Annotated in this window: 19 protein-coding genes and 1 pseudogene; 8 read left to right on the top strand and 12 right to left on the bottom strand. The window is 65.8% G+C overall.

What is annotated here, in order from left to right; genetic code table 11:
- Positions 1-48: 48 nt before the first annotated feature.
- The 3 genes from CE453_RS24325 to CE453_RS24315 are packed head-to-tail and all read right to left on the bottom strand — an operon-like array spanning position 49 to position 2,862.
- Positions 49-1,269 carry an ABC transporter substrate-binding protein gene (locus tag CE453_RS24325; protein WP_089176926.1) on the bottom strand — a complete coding sequence of 407 codons (1,221 nt, stop codon included), beginning with the start codon at positions 1,267-1,269 and terminating at the stop codon, positions 49-51.
- Between the two features lie 22 nt (positions 1,270-1,291).
- A complete protein-coding gene (locus CE453_RS24320; protein WP_089176925.1) occupies positions 1,292-2,221 on the bottom strand; it encodes an alpha/beta hydrolase in 930 nt (309 codons plus the stop codon).
- Complete coding sequence (locus CE453_RS24315) at positions 2,218-2,862, bottom strand: GntR family transcriptional regulator (RefSeq protein ID WP_198302198.1); 645 nt, start codon at positions 2,860-2,862, stop codon at positions 2,218-2,220. Before CE453_RS24315 ends, CE453_RS24320 begins: the two co-directional genes overlap by 4 nt.
- Positions 2,863-2,953: 91 nt before the next feature.
- Between CE453_RS24315 and CE453_RS24310 the strand changes: the two genes are divergently transcribed.
- The 8 genes from CE453_RS24310 (at position 2,954) to CE453_RS24275 (ending at position 11,316) form a co-directional block, all read left to right on the top strand.
- Positions 2,954-4,078 (top strand): mandelate racemase/muconate lactonizing enzyme family protein, encoded by a 1,125-nt coding sequence (locus CE453_RS24310; RefSeq protein ID WP_089176923.1) that lies wholly within the window; start codon positions 2,954-2,956, stop codon positions 4,076-4,078.
- Positions 4,079-4,167: 89 nt separating this feature from the next.
- Positions 4,168-4,956 carry a FadR/GntR family transcriptional regulator gene (locus CE453_RS24305; protein ID WP_089176922.1) on the top strand — a complete coding sequence of 263 codons (789 nt, stop codon included), beginning with the start codon at positions 4,168-4,170 and terminating at the stop codon, positions 4,954-4,956.
- Positions 4,916-5,461 carry a TRAP transporter small permease gene (locus tag CE453_RS24300; RefSeq protein ID WP_089176921.1) on the top strand — a complete coding sequence of 182 codons (546 nt, stop codon included), beginning with the start codon at positions 4,916-4,918 and terminating at the stop codon, positions 5,459-5,461. The genes CE453_RS24305 and CE453_RS24300 overlap by 41 nt, the downstream gene beginning before the upstream one ends.
- Positions 5,458-6,741 (top strand): TRAP transporter large permease, encoded by a 1,284-nt coding sequence (locus CE453_RS24295; protein ID WP_089176920.1) that lies wholly within the window; start codon positions 5,458-5,460, stop codon positions 6,739-6,741. Before CE453_RS24300 ends, CE453_RS24295 begins: the two co-directional genes overlap by 4 nt.
- A gap of 32 nt (positions 6,742-6,773) precedes the next feature.
- Complete coding sequence (locus tag CE453_RS24290) at positions 6,774-7,787, top strand: TRAP transporter substrate-binding protein (RefSeq protein WP_089176919.1); 1,014 nt, start codon at positions 6,774-6,776, stop codon at positions 7,785-7,787.
- Positions 7,788-7,893: 106 nt separating this feature from the next.
- Complete coding sequence (locus tag CE453_RS24285; RefSeq protein WP_089176918.1) at positions 7,894-9,108, top strand: mandelate racemase/muconate lactonizing enzyme family protein; 1,215 nt, start codon at positions 7,894-7,896, stop codon at positions 9,106-9,108.
- Between the two features lie 178 nt (positions 9,109-9,286).
- Positions 9,287-10,189, top strand: coding sequence for a GNAT family N-acetyltransferase (locus tag CE453_RS24280; RefSeq protein ID WP_089176917.1), 903 nt, complete (start codon positions 9,287-9,289; stop codon positions 10,187-10,189).
- 98 nt (positions 10,190-10,287) lie between these two features.
- A complete protein-coding gene (locus CE453_RS24275) occupies positions 10,288-11,316 on the top strand; it encodes a LysR family transcriptional regulator (protein WP_089176916.1) in 1,029 nt (342 codons plus the stop codon).
- On the opposite strand, the gene CE453_RS24270 is transcribed toward CE453_RS24275, so the two are convergent.
- The 9 genes and pseudogenes from CE453_RS24270 to CE453_RS24235 form a co-directional block, all read right to left on the bottom strand.
- The gene (locus CE453_RS24270) at positions 11,235-12,557 is read right to left on the bottom strand and encodes an MmgE/PrpD family protein (protein WP_248307866.1); all 1,323 of its coding nucleotides are present in this window, start codon (positions 12,555-12,557) and stop codon (positions 11,235-11,237) included. The genes CE453_RS24275 and CE453_RS24270 overlap by 82 nt on opposite strands.
- 67 nt (positions 12,558-12,624) lie before the next feature.
- The gene (locus CE453_RS24265) at positions 12,625-13,635 is read right to left on the bottom strand and encodes a serine hydrolase domain-containing protein (RefSeq protein WP_089176915.1); all 1,011 of its coding nucleotides are present in this window, start codon (positions 13,633-13,635) and stop codon (positions 12,625-12,627) included.
- 42 nt (positions 13,636-13,677) lie between these two features.
- Entirely contained in the window at positions 13,678-14,472 is a 795-nt protein-coding gene (locus CE453_RS24260; RefSeq protein ID WP_089176914.1) for an ABC transporter ATP-binding protein, read from the bottom strand.
- The gene (locus tag CE453_RS29655; protein WP_472841008.1) at positions 14,469-14,636 is read right to left on the bottom strand and encodes an ABC transporter ATP-binding protein; all 168 of its coding nucleotides are present in this window, start codon (positions 14,634-14,636) and stop codon (positions 14,469-14,471) included. Before CE453_RS29655 ends, CE453_RS24260 begins: the two co-directional genes overlap by 4 nt.
- Before the next feature lie 162 nt (positions 14,637-14,798).
- A pseudogene (locus CE453_RS29650) lies at positions 14,799-15,257 on the bottom strand (ATP-binding cassette domain-containing protein); the annotation flags it as partial.
- A 70-nt stretch (positions 15,258-15,327) separates the two neighbouring features.
- On the bottom strand, positions 15,328-16,254 hold the full coding sequence (locus CE453_RS24250) for an ABC transporter permease (RefSeq protein WP_198302197.1): 927 nt from the start codon (positions 16,252-16,254) through the stop codon (positions 15,328-15,330).
- Positions 16,255-16,263: 9 nt separating this feature from the next.
- On the bottom strand, positions 16,264-17,280 hold the full coding sequence (locus CE453_RS24245) for an ABC transporter permease (RefSeq protein WP_248308157.1): 1,017 nt from the start codon (positions 17,278-17,280) through the stop codon (positions 16,264-16,266).
- Between the two features lie 64 nt (positions 17,281-17,344).
- Positions 17,345-18,982 (bottom strand): ABC transporter substrate-binding protein, encoded by a 1,638-nt coding sequence (locus tag CE453_RS24240; RefSeq protein WP_089176910.1) that lies wholly within the window; start codon positions 18,980-18,982, stop codon positions 17,345-17,347.
- Positions 18,983-19,068: 86 nt separating this feature from the next.
- On the bottom strand, positions 19,069-20,496 hold the full coding sequence (locus CE453_RS24235) for a M20 family metallopeptidase (RefSeq protein ID WP_089176909.1): 1,428 nt from the start codon (positions 20,494-20,496) through the stop codon (positions 19,069-19,071).
- Positions 20,497-20,549 lie beyond the last annotated feature (53 nt).

Here is a 20,549-nt window from a genome sequence, read left to right as displayed (position 1 = left end):
GATGGCTGGCGCCGGATCAGGCCCGGCGCCACGCGATGCGATCCGGCCTCAGCCGTGGAAGGTCTGCTCGACGGCCTTCATGAGGTCGTCGGGGTTCATCCCGCCAGTCAGCGCCCTCTGCAGATTGGTGGGCAGGACGCGGCCGACGAAATCCGGCGTCTTCACATGGTCGGGCAGGGGCCTTGCGATCGGCAGGGAGGCGTCGCTCGCCTCGACGAAGCGCTTGGGATGGACGGTCCAGTTCTTCGCGCCCGAGATGGTGATCGGCAGCTGGCCGCTGAGCTTGGCCTGTTCGACGTTGTTCTCGGCGCTCGAAAGGAAGCTGATCCAGCGGAAGGTCGCCTCCTTGTTCTTGCTGCCTGCGAAGATGGCGTTGGACTCGTCGCCGAAATAGGTCCAGCCACCGCCATCCGGCCCACGCGGCACCGGCACGGCCGAGACCTTGTCGCCGAGCGCGCCGACGACCTCCGCGGCGGAGCCGATGTGATGGATCGCCATCCCGGTCCGGCCGGCCTTGAAGGCGTCGACGATCTGGCGGAAGGCGTCGGTCGGCGCCGAGGGCGGCACGACCTTGTGCTTCACGGCGAGGTCCACGAACCAGCGATTGGCCGCGAGCGCCTTCTCGGTGACCATGCCACCCTTCTCGAAGCTGGCGCCGCCGCCGAGGACGAAGGGACCCCAGTTGTCATGGCAACCGGCGCCGCCGCGCATGCCGTAGCCGAAGACGCTGTCCTTGGTCAGGGCCTTGGCGGCGGTGAGGAAGTCCTCGAAGCTCTTGGGCGGCTGGAGCCCGGCCTGCTGCAGCAGGTCCTGACGGTAGTAGAGATAGATCACCACATAGTGCAGCGGCATGTAGTACTGCTTGCCATCGGGCGAACGGTTGATCTTCCAGACGTCGTCGGAAATGTCGCTGCGGCCTTTCCAATTGGCCAGGAAACCATCCAGCGGTTCGAGCGCCTTCATCTGGCCGAAGCGCGAGAGATAGGACAGACGCACCATGGCGCAGTCGGGCTGGTTGCCGGCGACCAGGGCCGAGAAGATGCGGTTGATGTAGTCGGTGCCGCCGCCCCACGGAATGGGCTCGGCCTGGATCTTGATATCCGGGTTTTCCGCTTCGAACTTCGAGACGAGGCTGGCCGGCGTGTTCTGCGGGTTGTCGTAGTGGTACCACCAGCGCACCGTTGCCTTGCCTTGGGCGATGGCGGGTCTGGCGGCCTCGAAGGAGAGCGCGGCGGCTCCCGCAAGTTTCATGAAGGTCCTGCGTTCCATGACGTTCACTCCCCTGGGATTTTTATAGTCTTTCGGTGATGTAGGAGGCCGCGGCGCCGATCATGGCGAGCGCCGGGGCAAGTTCGCGGCTCATGCGCAGGCAGCCATGGACGACGCCCGGCACGTGGTCGTGGCGGAAGGCGACGCCCGCCACTGCCAGGCGCTCGGCCAGGCGCAGGGTATCGTCGGCGAGAGGGTCGAGCCCGCCTGCCGTCAGATAGAGCGGCGGCAATCCGGAGAGATCGGCATGCAGCGGCGCGGCGAGGGGCGCAGGCGCGTCGAAGGCCGCGCCGAGATAGTTGCGCCAGTACCAGCGCATGTTGGCCGTGGTCAGAAGGTAGCCTTCGCCGAATCGTGCATGGCTGCCGGTTTCGAAATCGGGGGTGTAGCAGCCGTAGAACAGCGCCGCTGCCGCGGGGAGAGCAAGGCCGGCGTCGCAGCGCTTGATCATCGCCGCGAGCGCGAGCGTCGCCCCGGCTGAGTCGCCGGCGAGGGCCCAGCGCCGGACATCGACGTCGGGACCAAGCTCTCCGCCCAGCGCAAAGGCGATGGCGCCGAGCGTATCCTCCAGCGGGGCCGGATAGGGATGTTCGGGCGCGAGGCGATAATCGAACCCAAAGACGCAGCAGCCGGCCGCCGCCGCGAGGTTCCGCATCGTGCCGTCATGGGTATCGACCGAGCCGAAGGTCCAGCCGCCGCCATGGACGTAGAGGATGACCGGCAGGGCGGTTCCGGGCTGCGGATGATAAAGCCGTCCGCGCAGCGAGACACCATCGGCCGTCACCGCGATCTCGCGGGTGGGAAGGTCCGGGGCCCCTTCGTTCCAGGCAATGGAGGCGGCGTCGGAGGAGGCGCGGGCCTCGGCGATTGGCAAGGTCTTGAAATCGACACCTGGCGCTGCCGCGAAACTGGCGAGGATCCGAGCCATCTGCGGGTGGACGAAGGCGCTCACGCCGCAACCTCGTCGTCGCCTTGCACGACGATCGTGTCGATATGAACGCCGAGCGCCGCGGCGAGCCCGATTCCGTCGCCGGCGGCGAGGCGCTCGAAGAGAACGTCGTGGCGCAATGCCGTCTCGATCAGAGGGCGGCGATGTTCCGGCGCCCAGAGCTTGTAGCGGTTCGAATGCATGATGCAGCGCGCCAGGATCTGCCCGAGAGCGTCGAGGCCGGAGAGGCGGAACAGGGCGAGGTGAAAATCCTTGTCGGCTTCGATGACGCGGTACTCGTCGCCGAGTGCCGCGGCTTCCTTCATCGCCGCCAGGATGTCGCGCAGCTCATCGAGGCCGCGGGTATCGGCATGCAGCACGGCCTTCAACGCGCCGCGCGTCTCGATCCGGCGGCGTAGCGCCAGCATCTCCTCGGCTTCCTCGGCTTCAAGCCGCGTCACCACTGTGCGCCGCCCCGAACGCACGACCAGGCCGTCCTCCTGCAAGCGCAGCAAGGCCTCGCGGATCGGCCCTTGGCTGCAGCCGATTTCGCGGGCGAGGCCGAGTTCGGTCAGGACCGTTTCCGGCGTCAGCTCGTTGAGGATGATCCGCCGCTTGACGATGCCGTAGACCAGATCGGAGGGGCGGCTGAGCTTCGGGATCAACGCTGGCGCCTCGCTGGACAAGGTCTGATGATGTCAATATCGATATCATTATTGATAATGATGTCAATGTAGCTCGCCGAGGGGACGTTTCGTGCACCACAGGATTCGGAAGATCGATGTTCACCTCGTTTCCGCGCCTGTTCTCGGCGGCTTCGCGGATGCCACGCGCAAGGTCGAGACGATCGGCTTCGTCATCGTCCGCATCACGACGGATCAGGGGCTCGAGGGGATCGGCGTCACCTATCATGAGGTTGGTGGGGAGGCGACCTGCGAGCTGATCAACCGCAACATGACGCCGAAGCTGATCGGTCGCGATCCGCTCGAGACAGAGGCGATCTGGCAGGAATTTTTCCATTACCTGCGTGGCGTCGGCCGCAAGGGCCTGATGTATTGCGCTCTCAGCGCCGTCGACATCGCGCTCTGGGACCTCAAGGGCAAGATCGTCGATCTGCCCGTCTACAAGCTGCTCGGGGGAGACCGGACCAAGGTGCCGGTCTATGCCAGCGGCGGTTGGACCTCCTATTCCGACGACCAGCTCGTCGACGAGATCAAGGGCATGGTCGCGCGCGGCTTCACGACGGTGAAGTTCAAGGTCGGCTTCGACGGCGGCCGCAATCCGCGCCGCGACGCCGAGCGCGTCCGCAAGGTTCGCGAGGCGGTCGGCCCGGACGTTAACCTCATGGTCGACGCGAACAACTCCTTCGACGCGGCAACGGCGGTGCAGCTCGCCAACCGGATTCGCGAATACGACATCTTCCTGTTCGAGGAGCCGGTCTTCGCCGACGACATTCCCGGGCTCGCCCGCTTCAAGCGCGGCACCGACATTCCGCTCGCGACCGGCGAGCACGAATACACCAAGTTCGGCGTGCGGGACCTCCTCATGCACGATGCCGCCGACATCGTTCAGGTCGATGGCGCCCGAGCCGGCGGCTACACCGAGATGCTGAAATGCGCGGCTCTTACCCAGGCCTGGAATGTCAAATTCGCGCCTCACGCGATGGAGAACCTCCATCTGCACCTTGTCGCCGCCGTGCCGAACGCGCTCTTCCTCGAGCGCCTGCTGATGTTCGAGGGCATCACCGCGCAGGTCTTCGACGGCGCGCCGCTGCCGATCGACGGCTACATGCACGTGCCGGACCTGCCGGGGCTCGGCCTCAAACTCAACATGGATTTCATCCGGGAGCGAGACGAGACCTCCCCGGCGAGCCATGCCTGACCGCGAGAGGTGAGACCGGGCTGGGGGCGAGCTGAGGAGGTCGTCGATTCCACGCTTGCGACTCATTCATATGATGATAATATCATAGCATGGTCCGGCCCTCGAATTTTCACGCCTCTCTCGTCGACGAGCTCGGCCGCCTGATCGTTGCGGGTCAGATCGGAGCCGGTGGAACGCTGCCGCGGGAGGACGAACTCGCCGCCCGCTTCGCCGTCAGTCGCACCGTGATCCGCGAGGCGACGAAGACACTGCAGGCACTCGGTCTGGTGACGACGGGCCCGCGCGTCGGCTCCCGCATCCAGCCCCTTTCGTCGTGGCGGTTGCTCGATCCGCAGGTGATGGACTGGATCACCGATGCGGACATGGCGAGTGGTTTCGAGCGCGACCTGCTCGAGCTGCGCGGCATGATCGAGCCGGCGGCCGCGAGTTTCGCGGCCGAGCGTGGCTCCGACGTTCAGATCGCCGCGATCGCCGACGCACTCGAAACGATGGTGAAATCGCCGGGCAAGGTCGAGCACGAAGCGGCGGATTTCGGGTTCCACGAGGCGATCCTCGAAGCATCGGGCAACATCCTGCTGCTGCAGCTCAAGCCGATTCTGCGAGCGGTGCTGAAGGCCTCATTCCGCCTGTCGATGCACGATCACGAGCGCGCCCAGGCGTCGATCGCGATCCATCGTCGGGTCGCCGACGCGATCGCAGCACGCCAGCCCGCCGACGCGCGTGCCCGGATGGTCGAATTGCTGCAGGTCGCCCAGGACGACATCCACCAAGGTCCGCCGCGGCATGTTCCGGCCGGCGCATCGCCTCATACAACGAAAAAAAACCAGGAAACGCCACATGCTCGCAATAGCCGAAAGATGGATCCTACGGGGGCTTGAAGCCGTCCTGGTCATCCTGCTTGCCGGGATGGTCGTGATGGTCTTCGGCAACGTGGTCCTGCGTTACGCCTTCAACTCCGGCATCGATCTGTCCGAGGAGCTGTCGCGTTATTTCTTCGTCTGGCTGACCTATATCGGTGCCGTCGTGGTGATGCGTGAGAATGGACATCTCGGCGTCGACACGCTGGTCGCGGCGATCGGCCCGCGCGGCCGGCTCATCTGCATGATCCTGAGCGACGCGGTCATCCTGGCCTGCTGCGTGATGCTGCTGGACGGCACCTGGAAGCAGCATGAGATCAACGCCACCGCGGTCGCGCCGGTCACCGGGCTGAGCATGGGCTATGTCTACGGCGTGCTCTATTTTGCCGGGCTGGGCATCGGCTTCATCACGCTGGCCCGTCTGATCCGCGCCCTCACCGGGCGGCTCGGCCCGTACGAATTGGCGGAATTCGCCGGCGACTACAGCGGCAACCCTTCGCACGATCTGAAGGGCCACCTCGAATGACCGTCACCGTCTTCCTCGTCTCGCTCTGCGGAGCGATGGCGCTCGGCATGCCGATCGCCTTTGCGTTGATCGTCTGCGCAGTCGCGCTGATGCTCTGGCTCGGCGTGTTCGACACGCAGATCATCGCGCAGAACATGATCATCGGCGCGGATTCGTTCCAGCTGCTGGCGATCCCGTTTTTCCTGCTCGCCGGCGAATTGATGAATGCTGGCGGCCTGTCGAAGCGCATCGTCAATTTTGCGCTTTCCCTGGTCGGCCATCTCCATGGCGGCCTCGGCTATGTCGCGATCTTCGCTTCGATCATCATGGCCTCGCTCTCGGGCTCGGCCGCCGCCGACACCGCGGCGCTGGCTTCGATCCTGCTGCCGATGATGCGTCAGGCCGGCTACGATACCGGTCGTTCCGCCGGCCTGATCGCGTCGGGCGGCATCATCGCGCCGATCATTCCGCCATCGATCGGGTTTATCGTCTTCGGCGTCGCCGCCAATCTCTCGATCACCAAGCTCTTCCTCGCCGGCGTCTTCCCGGGGCTGCTCATCGGCGTCGCGCTGGTGATCGCCTGGGCCATCGTCTGCCGTCGCGACAAGATCGCGGTGCTGCCGCGGCGCAGCGGAGCCGAGCGCTTGAAGGCGACCTGGGACGGCTCGCTTGCGCTCCTGATGCCGGTCGCGATCCTCGGCGGCATCCGCTTCGGCATCGTCACGCCGACCGAAGCCGCCGTCGTGGCGACCGTCTATGCCCTCGTCGTCGGCATGTTCGTCTATCGCGAGCTCAAGCCCCGCGACCTCTATCACGTCGCCCTGACGGCGGCGAAGACGACGAGCGCGGTGATGCTCCTCGTCGCGGCGGCGGTCGTCTCGGCTTGGCTTATCACGCAGGCCAATATCCCTGCGGAGCTTTCCAGCATCCTCGAGCCCTTCATGGGCAACAAGACGATCCTGATGATCATGATCATGCTGCTGGTCATGGTGGTCGGCACGGCGCTCGACTTCACGCCGACGGTGCTGATCCTGACGCCGGTGCTGATGCCCGTGGTCAAGCAGGCCGGCATCGACCCGATCTATTTCGGCGTGCTCTTCATCATCAACAACGCGATCGGTCTGATCACGCCGCCGGTCGGCATCGTGCTCAACGTCGTCTGCGGCGTCGCGCGCATCCCGATGTCGCTGGTCATCCGTGGCGTCTGGCCGTTCCTCGTCGCCCAGACCGTCGCGATGTTCCTGCTGATCCTCTTCCCGCAACTCGTGACCGTTCCGCTCGCCTGGTTGAGCGGCCGTTGAAACAACAACCCAGGCAAACAGGGAGAAAACTCATGCTCACCACGCGTCTCGTCTCGATCCTCGCCGGCGTCGCACTCGCCGCGTTGGCTGGTTCCGCTCAGGCCCAGATCAAGGAGCGCAATATCCGCGTCTCCAACGGCATCAACGAGGACCACCCGGTCGGCAACGGCGTCGCCAAGATGCGCGCCTGCATGGCGGAGAAGTCCGGCGGCAAGCTGAAGCTCCAGGCTTTCTGGGGCGGGGCGCTCGGCGGCGACCTGCAGGCGACGCAGGCGCTGCGCGCCGGCACGCAGGAGATGGTGATCACCTCCTCCTCGCCGCTGGTCGGCATCATGCCGGCGCTCGGCGTCTTCGACCTGCCCTTCCTCTTCACCAATGAGAAGGAAGCCGATGCCGTGCTCGACGGCGGCTTCGGCAAGCATATCTCCGACCAGCTGCCCGGCTTCGGCGTCGTCAACCTGTCCTATTGGGAGAACGGCTTCCGCAACCTGACCAATTCGAAGCGCGCCGTCGCCAAGGCGGAGGAGCTGACCGGCCTGAAGGTCCGCGTGATGCAGAACAACATCTTCCTCGACAGCTTCAAGAGCATGGGCGCCAACGCCACGCCGATGGCCTTCGGCGAGGTTTTCGCGGCGCTGGAGACCCACGCCATCGACGGCCAGGAGAACCCGCTCGTCACCATCGACACCTCCAAGCTCTACGAGGTGCAGAAATACCTGACGATGACGCGTCACGCCTACACGCCCTTCCTGGTGCTCTATTCCAAGAAGCTCTGGGACCAGCTCTCGGCCGAGGAGCAGAAGATCCTCAGCGACTGCGCCACGATCGGCCGCGACGAGGAACGCCGCGTCTCGCGCGAGCTCAACGACAAGTCGCTGGCGAACCTGAAGAAGGAAGGCATGCAGGTGTCGGAGGTTTCTGCCGACGAGCTCGCCAAGATGCGCGAGGCCACGGCCGCGGTCTACCAGCGCCACGAAGCCTCCATCGGCAAGGATACGATCGAGCGGCTCAAGGCCGAGCTCGCCAAGATCCGTGGCTCGAACTGAGCCTTCGCCACGGCAGCCGGCTGCCGCCGACGCGGCGCCGGCTCGCAGGCGCATCCTTTTCGCCCCGGCGCTCCCGAAGGTGCCGAACCGTTCTCCGAGACCCGTCATGAAGATCACAGCCGTCGAAACCGTCCGCCTGACCGAATTCGCCAACATCATCTGGGTGCGGCTCCATACCGACGAAGGTCCTGTCGGTCTGGGCGAGACCTTCATGGGCGCCGCGGCGGTCGAGGCCTATCTGCACGAGACCGTCGCGCCGAAGCTGCTCGGCCAGGATCCGCTGCAGATCGAGGCACGCAACGCCAGCCTGAACAACTATCTCGGCTGGCGCGGTTCGGGCGTCGAGACGCGCGGCAACTCCGCGATCGACGTCGCGCTTTGGGACATCTACGGCAAGGCGATCGGCCAGCCGGTCTCGGTCGCGCTCGGTGGCAAGGCACGCGACACGATCCGCACCTACAACACCTGCGCCGGCTACAAATATATCCGCGATTCGCGTTCGCAGTCGGTCGCCAACTGGCATGTCGGCGAGCAAGGCGGCCCCTATGAAGACCTCGAGGGCTTCCTCCATCGCGCCGACGAGCTCGCTCACTCCCTGCTGGAGCAGGGAATCACCGGCATGAAGATCTGGCCTTTCGACATTGCGGCCGAGCGCACCGCCGGCTGGGACATCTCGCCCCAGGAGTTGAACACCGCGCTCGAACCTTTCCGCAAGATCAGGAAAGCCGTCGGCGACAAGATGGACATCATGGTCGAGTTCCACTCGCTGTGGAGCCTGCCCATGGCGAAGAAGCTGGCCGAGCGCCTGACCGAGTTCGACACCTACTGGCACGAGGATCCGTTCCGCCTCGACAACGTCCGCGACCTCGCCGAATATGCGCGCCACTCGAAGGCTTGGGTCTGCGCTTCCGAGACGCTGGCTTATACCCACTCCTTCCGCGACTATCTCGAATCCGGCGCGGCCGGCGTGGTGATGCTGGATCTGTCCTGGTGCGGCGGCCTGTCCGAGGCCCGCAAGATCGCCGGCATGGCGGAGGCCTGGCACACGCCCGTAGCGCCGCACGACTGTACGGGCCCGGTGGTCTACGCGGCGTCGTGCCATTTCTCGATGCACGCCCGCAACGCGTTGATCCAGGAATCGGTGCGCGCCTTCTATACCGGCTGGTATACCGAGCTCGTCACCGCGCTGCCGAAGGCCGAGAACGGCATGATCACGATCTCCGATGCCCCCGGCCTCGGGCTCGAATTGTTGCCCGGCCTCGAAAAGCGAGCCGACGCGATCGTCCGGTTCAGCCGCCTTTCCGACGGCCGAGCTCGGTAGTAGACATTGCTCTCCGTGCCTGCCTCGTTGGCGATGGCATGGAGCGCATATGGGCGGCTCGCCGGCATCGACCGGTCATCGCAGCGCTGCAGATCCACAGCGACGGAGACTGCTGCGATGTGGGCTGGTATGATGGGCGTTGCTGCTTTCGCCTCGTCCTCTCGGCCGGAGTCACGCCATGCCGCTCGTCTGCAGACCGGCTCGGATCGAGGATTTGGCTACGGTCGATGCGCTCGTGGTTGCCAGCATCAACGACCTGACCGTTCGGCATGGCTTCGGCCCGATGGCTTCTGCAAGCCCTCCCGGTTTTCAGCTGTTTTCGCTCGCGGATGACCCGGGTGGCTTGTGGGTCGCGGAGGATGGTGGAGAGATTCTCGGCTTTGCATGGAGCTGGGTTTGCGGTGACCTCTGGTTCCTGGCCCAATTGTTCGTCGATCCTGCCCGGCAAGGCTCGGGAATCGGCAACGAGCTGTTGGAACGGACCATGGCGCACGCCCGGCAGTCGGGGGCGGCGCACAAGGCTCTGATTACTTTTACTTTCAACCGTGTCTCGCAGGGTCTCTACATGCGGCACGGCCTCTATCCCCGGATGCCGATCTACTTTTTCAGCGCGGCGCGTGAACGGGTGATGCAGGCGTTGCCGGAGACGCAGTTGCGTACCGTCGCGATCGATGGGAGTGCCGCAACCCTGGAGAAACTGGCCGAGATCGATTCCCGCGCCATCGGCGTCTCGCGGGCAACGCATCACCGCTATCTGCTCGGTGACCCCGCAATGTCAGGGGTCTTGTTCTACGCCGGCAGCGACTGTGTAGGGTACGGCTATGTCAATTCGAACGGGCATGTCGGGCCACTGGCCGTCTTACCTTCGGCGAAGTTGCGCGACGCATTCGCGGTGGCCCTGAAGCTGGCGGCCGACCAGTCTGCTGAGAAGGTGTCGGCGTTCCTGCCGGGGACATGCGATGACGCGCTGAATCTTGCGATTGCCCAGGGCATGCGGATCACCTTTCCGATGTTGCTGATGGCATCCCCTGGTTACGGCGACTGGGTGCAATATCTGCCGCGGAATCCAGGCTTCATGTGATCGCCTCCAGCGCGACAGCGAGTACGCGATTACCCGGCCCACTTCTGGCGCGGCAGGGTCAGCCGTGCCATCCTGCCTGCCTCGGTGGAGGAGCGGTGATGGAGTTGAAGTGGCTGGAAGACGTCCTGAGCTTGTCGACAACGCTCAGCTTCTCGCGCTCGGCTCGTGAACGGAACATCACCCAATCGGCGCTGAGCCGCCGGGTCAAGCAGCTCGAGGAATGGCTCGGCCTGCCACTGTTCGACCGCAGCAGCTACCCGATCCGCCTCACCGAAGCCGGCCGGACCTTTCTCCCACGCGCGCAGGAAATCCTGAAGCAGGTGCAGGGCGCACGGCAGGAGACGCGCCAGCTGCATGAGGATGCGTCGGAGACGCTGACCTTCGCTACGCTCAACACCCTATCCCTGACCTATTTCCCCGGCCTCGTCCGTCGCACCGAGGACAAGCTCGGCCCGCTGAAGACTCGGTTCTGCGACCAGCGCGCATCCTTCGACGGCAATGTCGCCCTGCTCAACCATGGTGAATGCGATTTCCTGCTGACCTACGCCCATCGGACCGTGCTGCCGGATCTCGATCCGGAGCGCTTCATCTACCGCCGCCTCGGCGCTGAACGGGCGATCCCGGTTTCGATTCCTGACGGCCGTGGCGAACCGCTCCATCCCTTCCGTTCCGGCGAGGTGCCGGTCCGCCTGCTGAGCTATGGCAACTGCTCCTTCTTCGCGCGCCGGCTCGCTCTGCTCTTCGCCGCGCGGCCGACGCCGCTGGTCACCGTCTACGAGAATCCGATGTCGGTCGGCCTCAAGGCCATGGTCCTGGCCGGGCGCGGTGTCGCCTGGGTGCCGGAGAGTCTGGTCGGAGATGAGCTGCGCAACGGCCAGCTCGTGCCGGCGGCCGATCCGTCCTGGTACATCGCCGCGGACATCAGACTCTACCGGGCGAGGCAGCAGAGCCGGCCTGCAGTCGAGCAGTTCTGGGCCGCCATCGCGGAAGACGACCAGCTGACTCAGGCAGGCGAGCCGGTCTGTCCCGCCATCGATCGGCGCAGCTATGCGCGCCCGGCTGCGGCAGGTTCGGACAGCAGGAAGGCGAGATCGGTCGCCGTATCGATGTCGGCAAGCCGGGCGTAGAGGTCGCCCGCGCCCGGCATCCCGGCGCAGCAATCCGCGAATTTCGTTTTCCGGTCGGCATCGTCGAACGGGTCTGCGACAGAGCCCTTCGCTTCCCGCCGCTCGGCCCTCAGCAGGCGCCCATCCTTGAGGCGGATGGTGACACGATGCGGCTGGCGTCCCGCTGCCTCCTCGCTCTTGTCGTAAGACCGCATTGTCGTCAGCGGCAGCAGGCGTCGGACCTCCCGACGCCCGACCGCGGCGGGTGTGAAATCGGCGAGCGACAGCCGGTCCTGCAGCAAAGCGAGCGCCACGCAATAATGCATCGAGAACCGCGCCTGCATCTCATCCTGCGGGTCGGGGTAGGCGAGGTTGCGCGCATTGGCGATGCCGACCAGCGTGTCGACCGCCTCGACATCCCCGGCGCCGAAGCCGTGCTCGGCCTTGAGATCGAGAATGGCGTCGACCGTGTTGTGCGTCGAGCCGCAGCAGGGATGGCGCTTCGGGATGAGTCCGTCGCTTTCGATGACATGCGGTGACGCCAGCGCTATCCGCTCCCAGCCGGCGGCACTGTCGTCGCCGAAGAGTTCGGCGATGCCCATTGGGCACTCCAGGATGTCGAGGCGCCCGGTCATCCCTGCCGCGGCGAGCGCGGCCGCGTCGACCGCGTTGCGAGCTGCAAGCCCGGCATGGAGCGGCTTCGCGGGAGTGCCGAACTGTCCTTTCGGGCCGGCGGCCATGCTGGCGGCGACACTCATCGCCCGGGCGATGCCCGCCGCATCGAGCCCCATGAGCCAGGCCGTGCCTGCCGCGGTGCCGATCGCGCCGACCGTCGAGGTCGCATGCCAGCCGATCGTGTAGTGCGCCGGATTGATGCCGCGTCCGACCGCGGCCTGCGCCTCCAGTCCGACGAGATAGGCATCGACGAGGGCGCGCCCGCTGGCGCCGCGACCCTGCGCTATCGCGAGCAGGGCCGGTACGAGCACGGCAGAAGCATGGGTGATGCCCGGCCTGAAATTGTCGTCATAATCGAGCGCATGCGCGGCCGTGCCGTTGACCAGGGCGGCGATCGCCTCGCTCGCCCGTCCGCCCCCCGCGACAGCCGCCGCACCTGCCGCACCTATGCCGGAAGCGAAGGCCTCACGCGCGGCCTGCGTCGACCGATCGCTGACACCCGCCAGCATGCAGCCGAGCGTATCGGTAATGGCATGATGCGCCCTCAGGCGAGCCAGGGGTGAGAAGGCCGGCCTGGAGCGGCTCAAGTCCGCAATCCGTTCGATAGCACTCGGCATGATCACTCCCGGTCGGTCCCGCGATGGCGAATGGTACTCAACCCTGCCGGCGCGCCTCGAGGATCAGGCGCAGCAGGCGTCCGAAGGCGAAGCGGTTCACCTCCGTGCCCTTGATGTCGGTGTTGACGCGGTGGACGATCACCAGATCCAGCGACGGGATGACGAGGCAGATCTGCCCGCCGACGCCCTGAGCGCTGTAGCTGCCCGCCGGCAGCGCGACACCCGGGAAACCTGCGCCGGAGCGCTCGGTCCACCACATATAGCCATAGCCCCCGCGCGGACCGGCATCGGAGAGCGGCAGCACGCTGGTCGCGACCCAGTTGGCCGGCACGACCTGCTCGCCCTGCCAGCGACCCTGCCGCAGGAACATCAGGCCGAAACGGGCGAGGTCGCGCGTCGACATCCGGAACGGATAGGCGGGGTGAACGGAGCAATCGTCGGGCTCCAGCCAGCCGTCGCGCCGCTCGCCGTCGAGGAGGAAATCCTCCAAGCCCAGTGGGCGGCCGATCCGTGCCAGGAAATCGTCATGGATGCCGGTGCCGGTCAGCGCGGTGAAGATCGTGCCGAGCGCGTTGAAATCCCAGTTGTTGTACAGCCAGAAGGTGCCCGGCGGATGCGAATGGCGCTGCGGCTTGATCGACTTCATCCAAGGCGATTCATAGCCGGCCGGATGGAAGATGCCCGAGCGCGCCGTCAGCAGATCGTAGATCGTCGCTGCCTTCTCCAGGTCGCTGAGACCTTCCTTGTCGTCGACGCCGAGATCGGCGAGCGTGCGCGACATGTCGATCCGGCCGGCCTCCTCATGGATGCCGATCAGGGCGCTGAGGAAGCTCTTGCGGACGGAATGGCACTGGTAGCGATGAGAGAGATCGCCGCGGCTCGCGACGACGCGCCCACCTTGCACGATCATCAATGTCGCCGTCGAAATGGTGTCGGCATAGCGCCAAGCCCGGTCGAGCCCCTCGCGCGACCAGCCGGCCGTCTCCGGCGCGACATTCTCCCAGCCATTCGTCGGCCAATGATCCCCGGCCAGAGCTTCGTCCGTCATACCTGTCTGATCCACCTGCTGATCCTCTGAAAGCCCGCCCGTTCACGCGATCGGGCGATAGCCGACGCTCGCCTCGAGGAACTCGTGCGTATAGGGCTCATGCGCCCGGCCGGCCCGGACATCGTCGGCGCTCATCTCCTCAATGATGCTGCCCTCGCTCATCATCGCGACGCGCCCGCAGAGATGCGTCACCACGGCAAGGTCATGGCTGACCATGAGATAGGTCAGGTCACGGTCGCGGCGCAGTTGCTTCAGCAGGTTGAGGATCTCGGCCTGCACCGAGACATCCAGCGCCGAAGTCGGCTCGTCCAGCAGCAGCAATTCCGGTTCGATGATGAGTGCCCGGGCGATCGCGACGCGCTGGCGCTGCCCGCCCGAGAGCTCGTGTGGGAAGCGATAGCGGAAGGACGGCCCGAGGCCGACGGCGGTCAGGATCTCGTCGATGCGCTCCTGCGGCCGGTCGAAACCGTGGATCTTCAGCGGCTCGGCCAGCACGTTCTGCACCATCTTGCGCGGATGCAGCGAGGCATAGGGGTCCTGGAACACCATCTGCACGCGCCGGAAGAAGGCCTTGTCGCGCTTGTGCGGCACCTCGCGGTCATGGAAGGCGACCTTGCCGCCATACTCGCTGTTGAGGCCGGCGAGCGCGCGCAGAACCGTCGACTTGCCGCAGCCGGATTCGCCGATCAGCCCGAAGGCCTCGCCTTGCCGAAGTGTGAAGGAGACGTCGTCCACCGCCTTCAGAGCCGACGCGCCGCGGCCGAAGACGACGGAGAGATGGCTGACCGTCAGCGCGGCCGGGCGGTTCGCCGCTGGGATCGGCTTGGTGGCGCTCATGCCCGGCCCCCGCTCTGCAAGGTCGGCCCATCCAGCCAGGCTGGGTCGCGGCTCGGCACCTGCAGCACATCCGTCGGTCTGTCGAGGCGCGGCAGGCTGTCGAGCAGGGCGCGCGTATAGGGATGCCGCGCATTGCGCAGCTCGCGCGCCGGAATGTCCTCCATGATGCGGCCCGCATACATCACCAGCACGCGGTCGCAGAAATCCGCTACGAGGTTAAGGTCGTGGCTGATGAAGATCAGCCCGGCGCCGCGTCGCGTCACCAACTCGTCCAGGATGCTCAGCACCTGCCGCCGGATGGTGACGTCGAGCGCCGAGGTCGGCTCGTCCGCGATGATCAGGTCCGGCTCGGGGATAAGCATCATCGCAATCATGATGCGCTGGCCCATGCCGCCGGAGACCTCGTGCGGGTAGAGCTTGAAGACGCGCGCGGGGTCGCGGATCTTCACCGCCTCCAGCATGGCGAGCGCCCTGGCTTCAGCCTCCTTGCCGCCGACCTTGTGGTGCAGCCGGTAGGCCTCGGTGATCTGCTCGCCGACCCGCATCAGCGGGTTCAGCGAGAACTTGGGGTCTTGCAGGATCATCGAGATGCGGTTGCCGCGGATCGTACGCATCTGGCGCTCGCTGGCGGCGATGAGGTCGATCCCGTCGAACGATAGTTTCTTGGCGGAGATCGTCGCCGCCTTCGGCGTCAGCTTCAGGATCGTGCGCCCGGTCAGCGACTTGCCCGAGCCGGATTCGCCGACGATGCCGACCTTCTCGCGACCGACGCTGAAGGAGATGCCGCGCACCGCCTGCACCGTGCGATGCGCGCCTTTGAAGGTGACGGAGAGGTCCTCGACCTCGAGCAGCGGCTTATCCATGGCGCGGATCCAGAATGTCGCGCAGGCCGTCGCCGAACAGGTTGAAGGCCAGGCTGGTGACGAGGATGGCGAGGCCGGGGATCGCGGCGATCCAGCCATTGGTCAGAATGAACTCGCGGCCCGAAGCCAGCATCGCGCCCCATTCAGGGCTCGGTGGCTGCGCGCCCAAGCCGAGGAAGCCGAGCCCCGCCGCAGTCAGGATGATCGATGCCATGTTGAGGGTGATGCGCACCACGACGGAGGGGATGCACATCGGCACGACATGGCCAAGGATGATCCGGAGCGGCGACGCGCCCTGCAGCCTGACGGCCGCGATATAGTCGGACTTGCGGATCGACAGCGTCTCGGCCCGTGCCAATCGCGCGATCGGCGGCCAGGCGGCGAGCGCGATCGCGATGATCGCATGGTCGATGCCGGGGCCGAGCGCCGCGACGAAGGCCAGCGCCAGCACGAGGCTCGGGAAGGCCAGAAAGATATCGACGATGCGCATCAGCACGGTATCGACCCAGCCGCCGAGATAGCCCGAGGTCGTGCCGACGATCAGCCCGAGCGGCGCCGCGATCACCGCTGTCAGCAAGGCGATGTAGAGGGTGATGCGGGCTCCGAAGACCAGCCGGCTGAAGATGTCGCGGCCGAGCTCGTCGGTGCCGAACCAGTGCGTGGCCGAGGGCCGTTGCAGGCGCATCGTCAGGTCCTGCGTATAGATGTCATGCGTCGCGATCAGCGGCGCGAACAGGGCCACCAGCGCGATCAGCACGATGATGGCGAGGCCGAACATGGCGGCCGGGTTGGCCCGCAATCGCCACCATTTCAGCGACAATTGCTGCATCCGCGCCTGGAAGGGCGAGGACGGGACGGGCGCCGCGAGCCAGGCTCGGAGGCCCCGCCCGTCGGCCTGGTCGATGGGTTGTGGTGCCATGGCCATGCCTCAGCGGGTCCGCGGATCGAAGACCCGGTAGAGCAGGTCGCACAACAGGTTGAGCGTGACGAAGATGACGCCGACCAGGAGCGTGCAGCCGACAACGGCGTTCATGTCGCCGGCCAGCAGCGCATTGGTCAGGTAGCGGCCGAAACCCGGCCAGGCGAAGACCGTCTCGGTCAGCACCGCGCCTTCGAGCAGGAAGGCATAGGAGAGCGCGACCACCGTTACCACCTGCACGGCGATGTTGCGGAAGGCGTGGCCCCAGACGGTGCGCGCCCAGGACAAGCCCTTCACCCGTGCCGTTACGACATATTCCTGCCCGAGCTGCTCCATCATGAAGCTGCGGGTCATGCGGCTGATATAGGCGAGCGAGCTGAAGGCGAGGATCGAGGCCGGCAGGATGATATGCGACACGGCGTTGCCGAACATCTCCCAATTGCCGGCGAGCGCGCTGTCGATCAACAGGAAGCCGGTGACGGGTTCGAGGTCGAATTCATAGGTGAAGTCGATGCGCCCCGGACCGCCGACCCAGCCCAGCGTCGCGTAGAACAGCACGAGCCCCATCAGGCCGAGCCAGAAGTTCGGCGCGGAATAGCCGATCAGGCCGACGACGCGGACGAGCTGGTCGATCAGTGACCCGCGATACATCGCCGAGAGCACGCCGAGCGGAATCCCGAGGCTGGTGCCGATGAGGATCGCCACGCTGGCGAGCTCGATCGTTGCCGGGAAGACGCGGGCGATATCTGTCATCACCGGCTTGCCGGTGGTCAGCGCCATCCCGAAATCCAGATGCAGGACACCCCAGAGATAGCGGCCGAACTGGATATAGAGCGGCTGGTCGAGACCCAGCTGCTTGTACATCGCCTGATAGGCTTCCTGGGTCACGTTGTCGCCGAGAACGGCGACGACGGGATCGAGCGGCAGCAGGCGGCCGATGAAGAAGGTCAGCGCCGCGAGCCCGAGCAGGGTTACGGCGAAGGAGACAAGGATCCGGCCGGATGCTCTGAGCCAGGACGGAAGCATGGTCCGCCCCGGCTCGGAGGTCAGGCCGGATGCCGCGGTGGCGATCCGAGACATCGCGGTGGCCTTACTTGGTCGCCTGTTCGTAATAGGTCCGGAAGCCGTTCCAGGTCCAAGACTTCAGGTCCTTGCGCACGCCGGCGACGCTGTTCATCTGGAACATGAACGCCATCGGCCCCTTGGCCATGACCTCCTTCTGGAGTTCGGCATAGAGGTCGTCGCGCTTGGCCGGGTCGGGCTCCAGCAGGGCCTCGTCGACCTTCTTGTTGAGATCGAGGTCCTGATAGGCCGCGCGCCAGCTCGGATATTGCGTCTGCTTGGCCTCGAGCCGGTTGTCGGGGTTGAAGACGAGGCGCGAGGCGTTGCCATGCGCATCCGGCACGCCCGTCTGCCAGGCCAGCATCGCCGACTGATATTCGCGCCCGCGCACCTTGCTGAAGAGCTGGGCGTTGGCCATGCGTTCAAGCGAGAGCTTGACGCCGATCTTGGCGGCGTTTTGCTGGACGCTCTGGGCGATCGGGTTCGCATGCGGCAGCGTACCGAAGATCAGGCTCGCCTCGAAGCCGTTCGGATAGCCGGCTTCCGTCAGCAACTGCTTGGCCTTGTCGAGATCGAGCTTGAAGGGTTGCCCCTCCTTCTCGTCGAGGGCCCCGACCGCGCCGAGCTGGGCGAAGCTGGCGCGCGGCACGCCGAGATAGGTCATCACCGTCTTGCCGAGGCCGTCATAGTCGATGAGATAGCGCATCGCGAGGCGCACCTTCTCCTTGGAGAAGGGACCGTCCGCGACGTTGAAGCCCCAGTAGAAGAGCTGGGGCCTGAGCACCTTGACGATCGAGATGTCCTTGGAGCCTTCGAGGTCCTTCAGGTCTTCCGGCGTCAGGTCGCGGGCGACGTCGACATCGCCCTGGCTGAGCAGCAGGCGCTGGGTGCCGGGCTCGGCGACATGGCGGATCAGGATGCGCTTCAAGCCGGGAGCCCTGCCCCAATAGCCGTCATTCGCCTCCAGCACGATCGACTCGCCTGCATTCCAGCGCGTCAGCTTGTAGGGGCCGACACAGGCCGTGCGGGTCGCCAGATACTTGTTGCCGAGATCGGTACCCTGCTGGTTCGCCATCAGGGTCTTCTTGTCCATCACCATGGAGACCCGGTTGGCGGCGATCGCCTGCAGCATCAGCGTCGTCGGATAGGCCTTGTCGAACTTGAGGGCGAGTGTGTCGTCAGGGCCCGCGACGATGCTCTGTTCGACGTTGTCCTTGGTGAAGCCGTACTCGGTCAGCGTAGCGGCGTTGCCGAAGTTCAGCTTGACGACGCGCTGCAGCGACCAGGCCACATCCTCGGCCGTGACGGGATTGCCGGAGGGGAATTTCGCACCCTTGTGCAGGTGGAAGGTGATCTCCTTGCGGTCGGGCGAAACGTCCCAACGCTCGGCGAAGCTCGGGATGACTTTGCGCTCGTCGGCGGGATCGAAATCGACCAGCGTGTCGCAGGTGTTCTGCAGGATCTCGTTGGTGACGACCTCGCCGACCTGGGCCGGGTCGAAGGTGCTGATAGCGTCGATGTTCCAGGCCATCACCAGCGCGTTCTTCGGGGTCGCGGCAACGGCCGCGCCCGCACCGGCGCAGAGGGCGGCAACGGCCGCGGCAGAGAGGAGCTTGCGCCCGGAGAGTCGTCGCTTGGTGCCGGTCTCGTCGTTTCGGTTGGTCATGATCGAATCCCGCTCTTTGGTTATTGTTTGATTGGAAAACGTGCCGGTCACCCGGGAACGGCCTTCGCGACCGCTCCCGGCTCGGCTCAGGCGGCAGCGGGCCGCGGCTGGACCGGCGGCTTCACATCCGCCGGGATCGGGCAGACATAGGGCGTCTGTGTCGTCCGTTCCTGATGGTCCTTCTTGGCGCGTGCCAGCAGTGTCTCGTCGCTGATCACGTCGATCGCGGTCCCCGCCATGATCTTGGCGGCATGGACCATGCCCTTATGTGCGGCCGGGGCCTTGCCCTGTGCCGTGATCTGCCAGGAATGGCCAGGCGTGCCGATGGCATGGGTCGCGACCCGCGCCTGGATGGTCGGCACCTTCCAGCTCACGTCGGCGACATCGGTCGAGCCGATCATCGGCACGCCGCGCGTGCCCTGCGGCACCACGAAATCGCAGAGTGGCGTGTTCTCGCGCGGGGCGATGCCGGTCTTGCGGTAGTCGTTGAGGACGTCGGCCGGGCCGAGTGTCGCCTGAATCCTGGCCGCATAGGCCTTGTCGGCAGCATCGAAAGGCACGGGGCCGAGGCGGTCGATGTTCTTGAACATCGCGTCTTCCAGCGGCGTGTTGCCGAGCATGTTCGAGACCGCGCTCATGATCGAGATCGAGACCGTGGTCTCGGTCATCAGCGCCGCGCCTTCGGCGATCTTCCTCACCCGCTCATTGAGCTCCAGCATCCCGGCCAGGTCGCGCGCCCGGATGGCATAGCGCACCTTGGCCGAGGCCTGCACGACGTTCGGCGCGATGCCACCGGCGTCGAGCATGGCGTAATGGATGCGCGCGTCGGAGGGCATGTGTTCGCGCATGTAGTTGACGCCGACATTCATCAGCTCGACGGCATCCAGCGCCGAGCGGCCGAGATGGGGCGCGGCGGCGGCATGAGAGGCGCGGCCGGTGAACTGGAAATCCATGCGGGTGTTGGCGAGCGACAATGCATCATCGACTTTCGTCATCGTGGCCGGGTGCCACGAGATCGCGACATCGACGTCGTCGAAGGCGCCCGCGCGCACCATGAAGGCCTTGGCCGCGCCGCCTTCTTCGGCCGGGCAGCCGAAATAGCGCACGCGTCCCGGGCGGCCGGTCCTGGCGAGCCAATCCTTCACCGCCGTCGCCGCCAGCAGGGCGGCCGAGCCGAGCATGTTGTGACCGCAGCCATGGCCGTGGCCACCCGCCTCGACGGGCTTGGGCTCGGCGATATTGGCCTCCTGGCTCAGACCCGGCAGCGCGTCGTATTCTCCGAGGATGGCAATCACCGGACCGTCTTCGCCCGCTTCTCCCATCACGGCGGTCGGGATGCCCGCGACATTTTCGGTGATGCGGAAACCTTGCTCCTTGAGCATCGCGATATGCTCGCCGACCGAGCGGTATTCGGTATAGGCGATCTCGGGCATACCCCAGACGCGGTCGCTCAGCGCCTCGAAGGGCTGGCGCTTCGCATCGACCAGCTCCCAGATGATCTCGGAATTCTGCATGGCGTGGTCCTCTTACAGAGAATTTTCGAGCGAAGTGGGCACCGGTTCGCGTG

Source organism: Bosea sp. AS-1 (genome assembly GCF_002220095.1).
In the GTDB taxonomy this organism is placed as follows: Bacteria; Pseudomonadota; Alphaproteobacteria; order Rhizobiales; family Beijerinckiaceae; genus Allobosea.
Note: the sequence above shows the minus strand (reverse complement) of the source record. Positions and strands in the feature narration are given on the sequence as shown.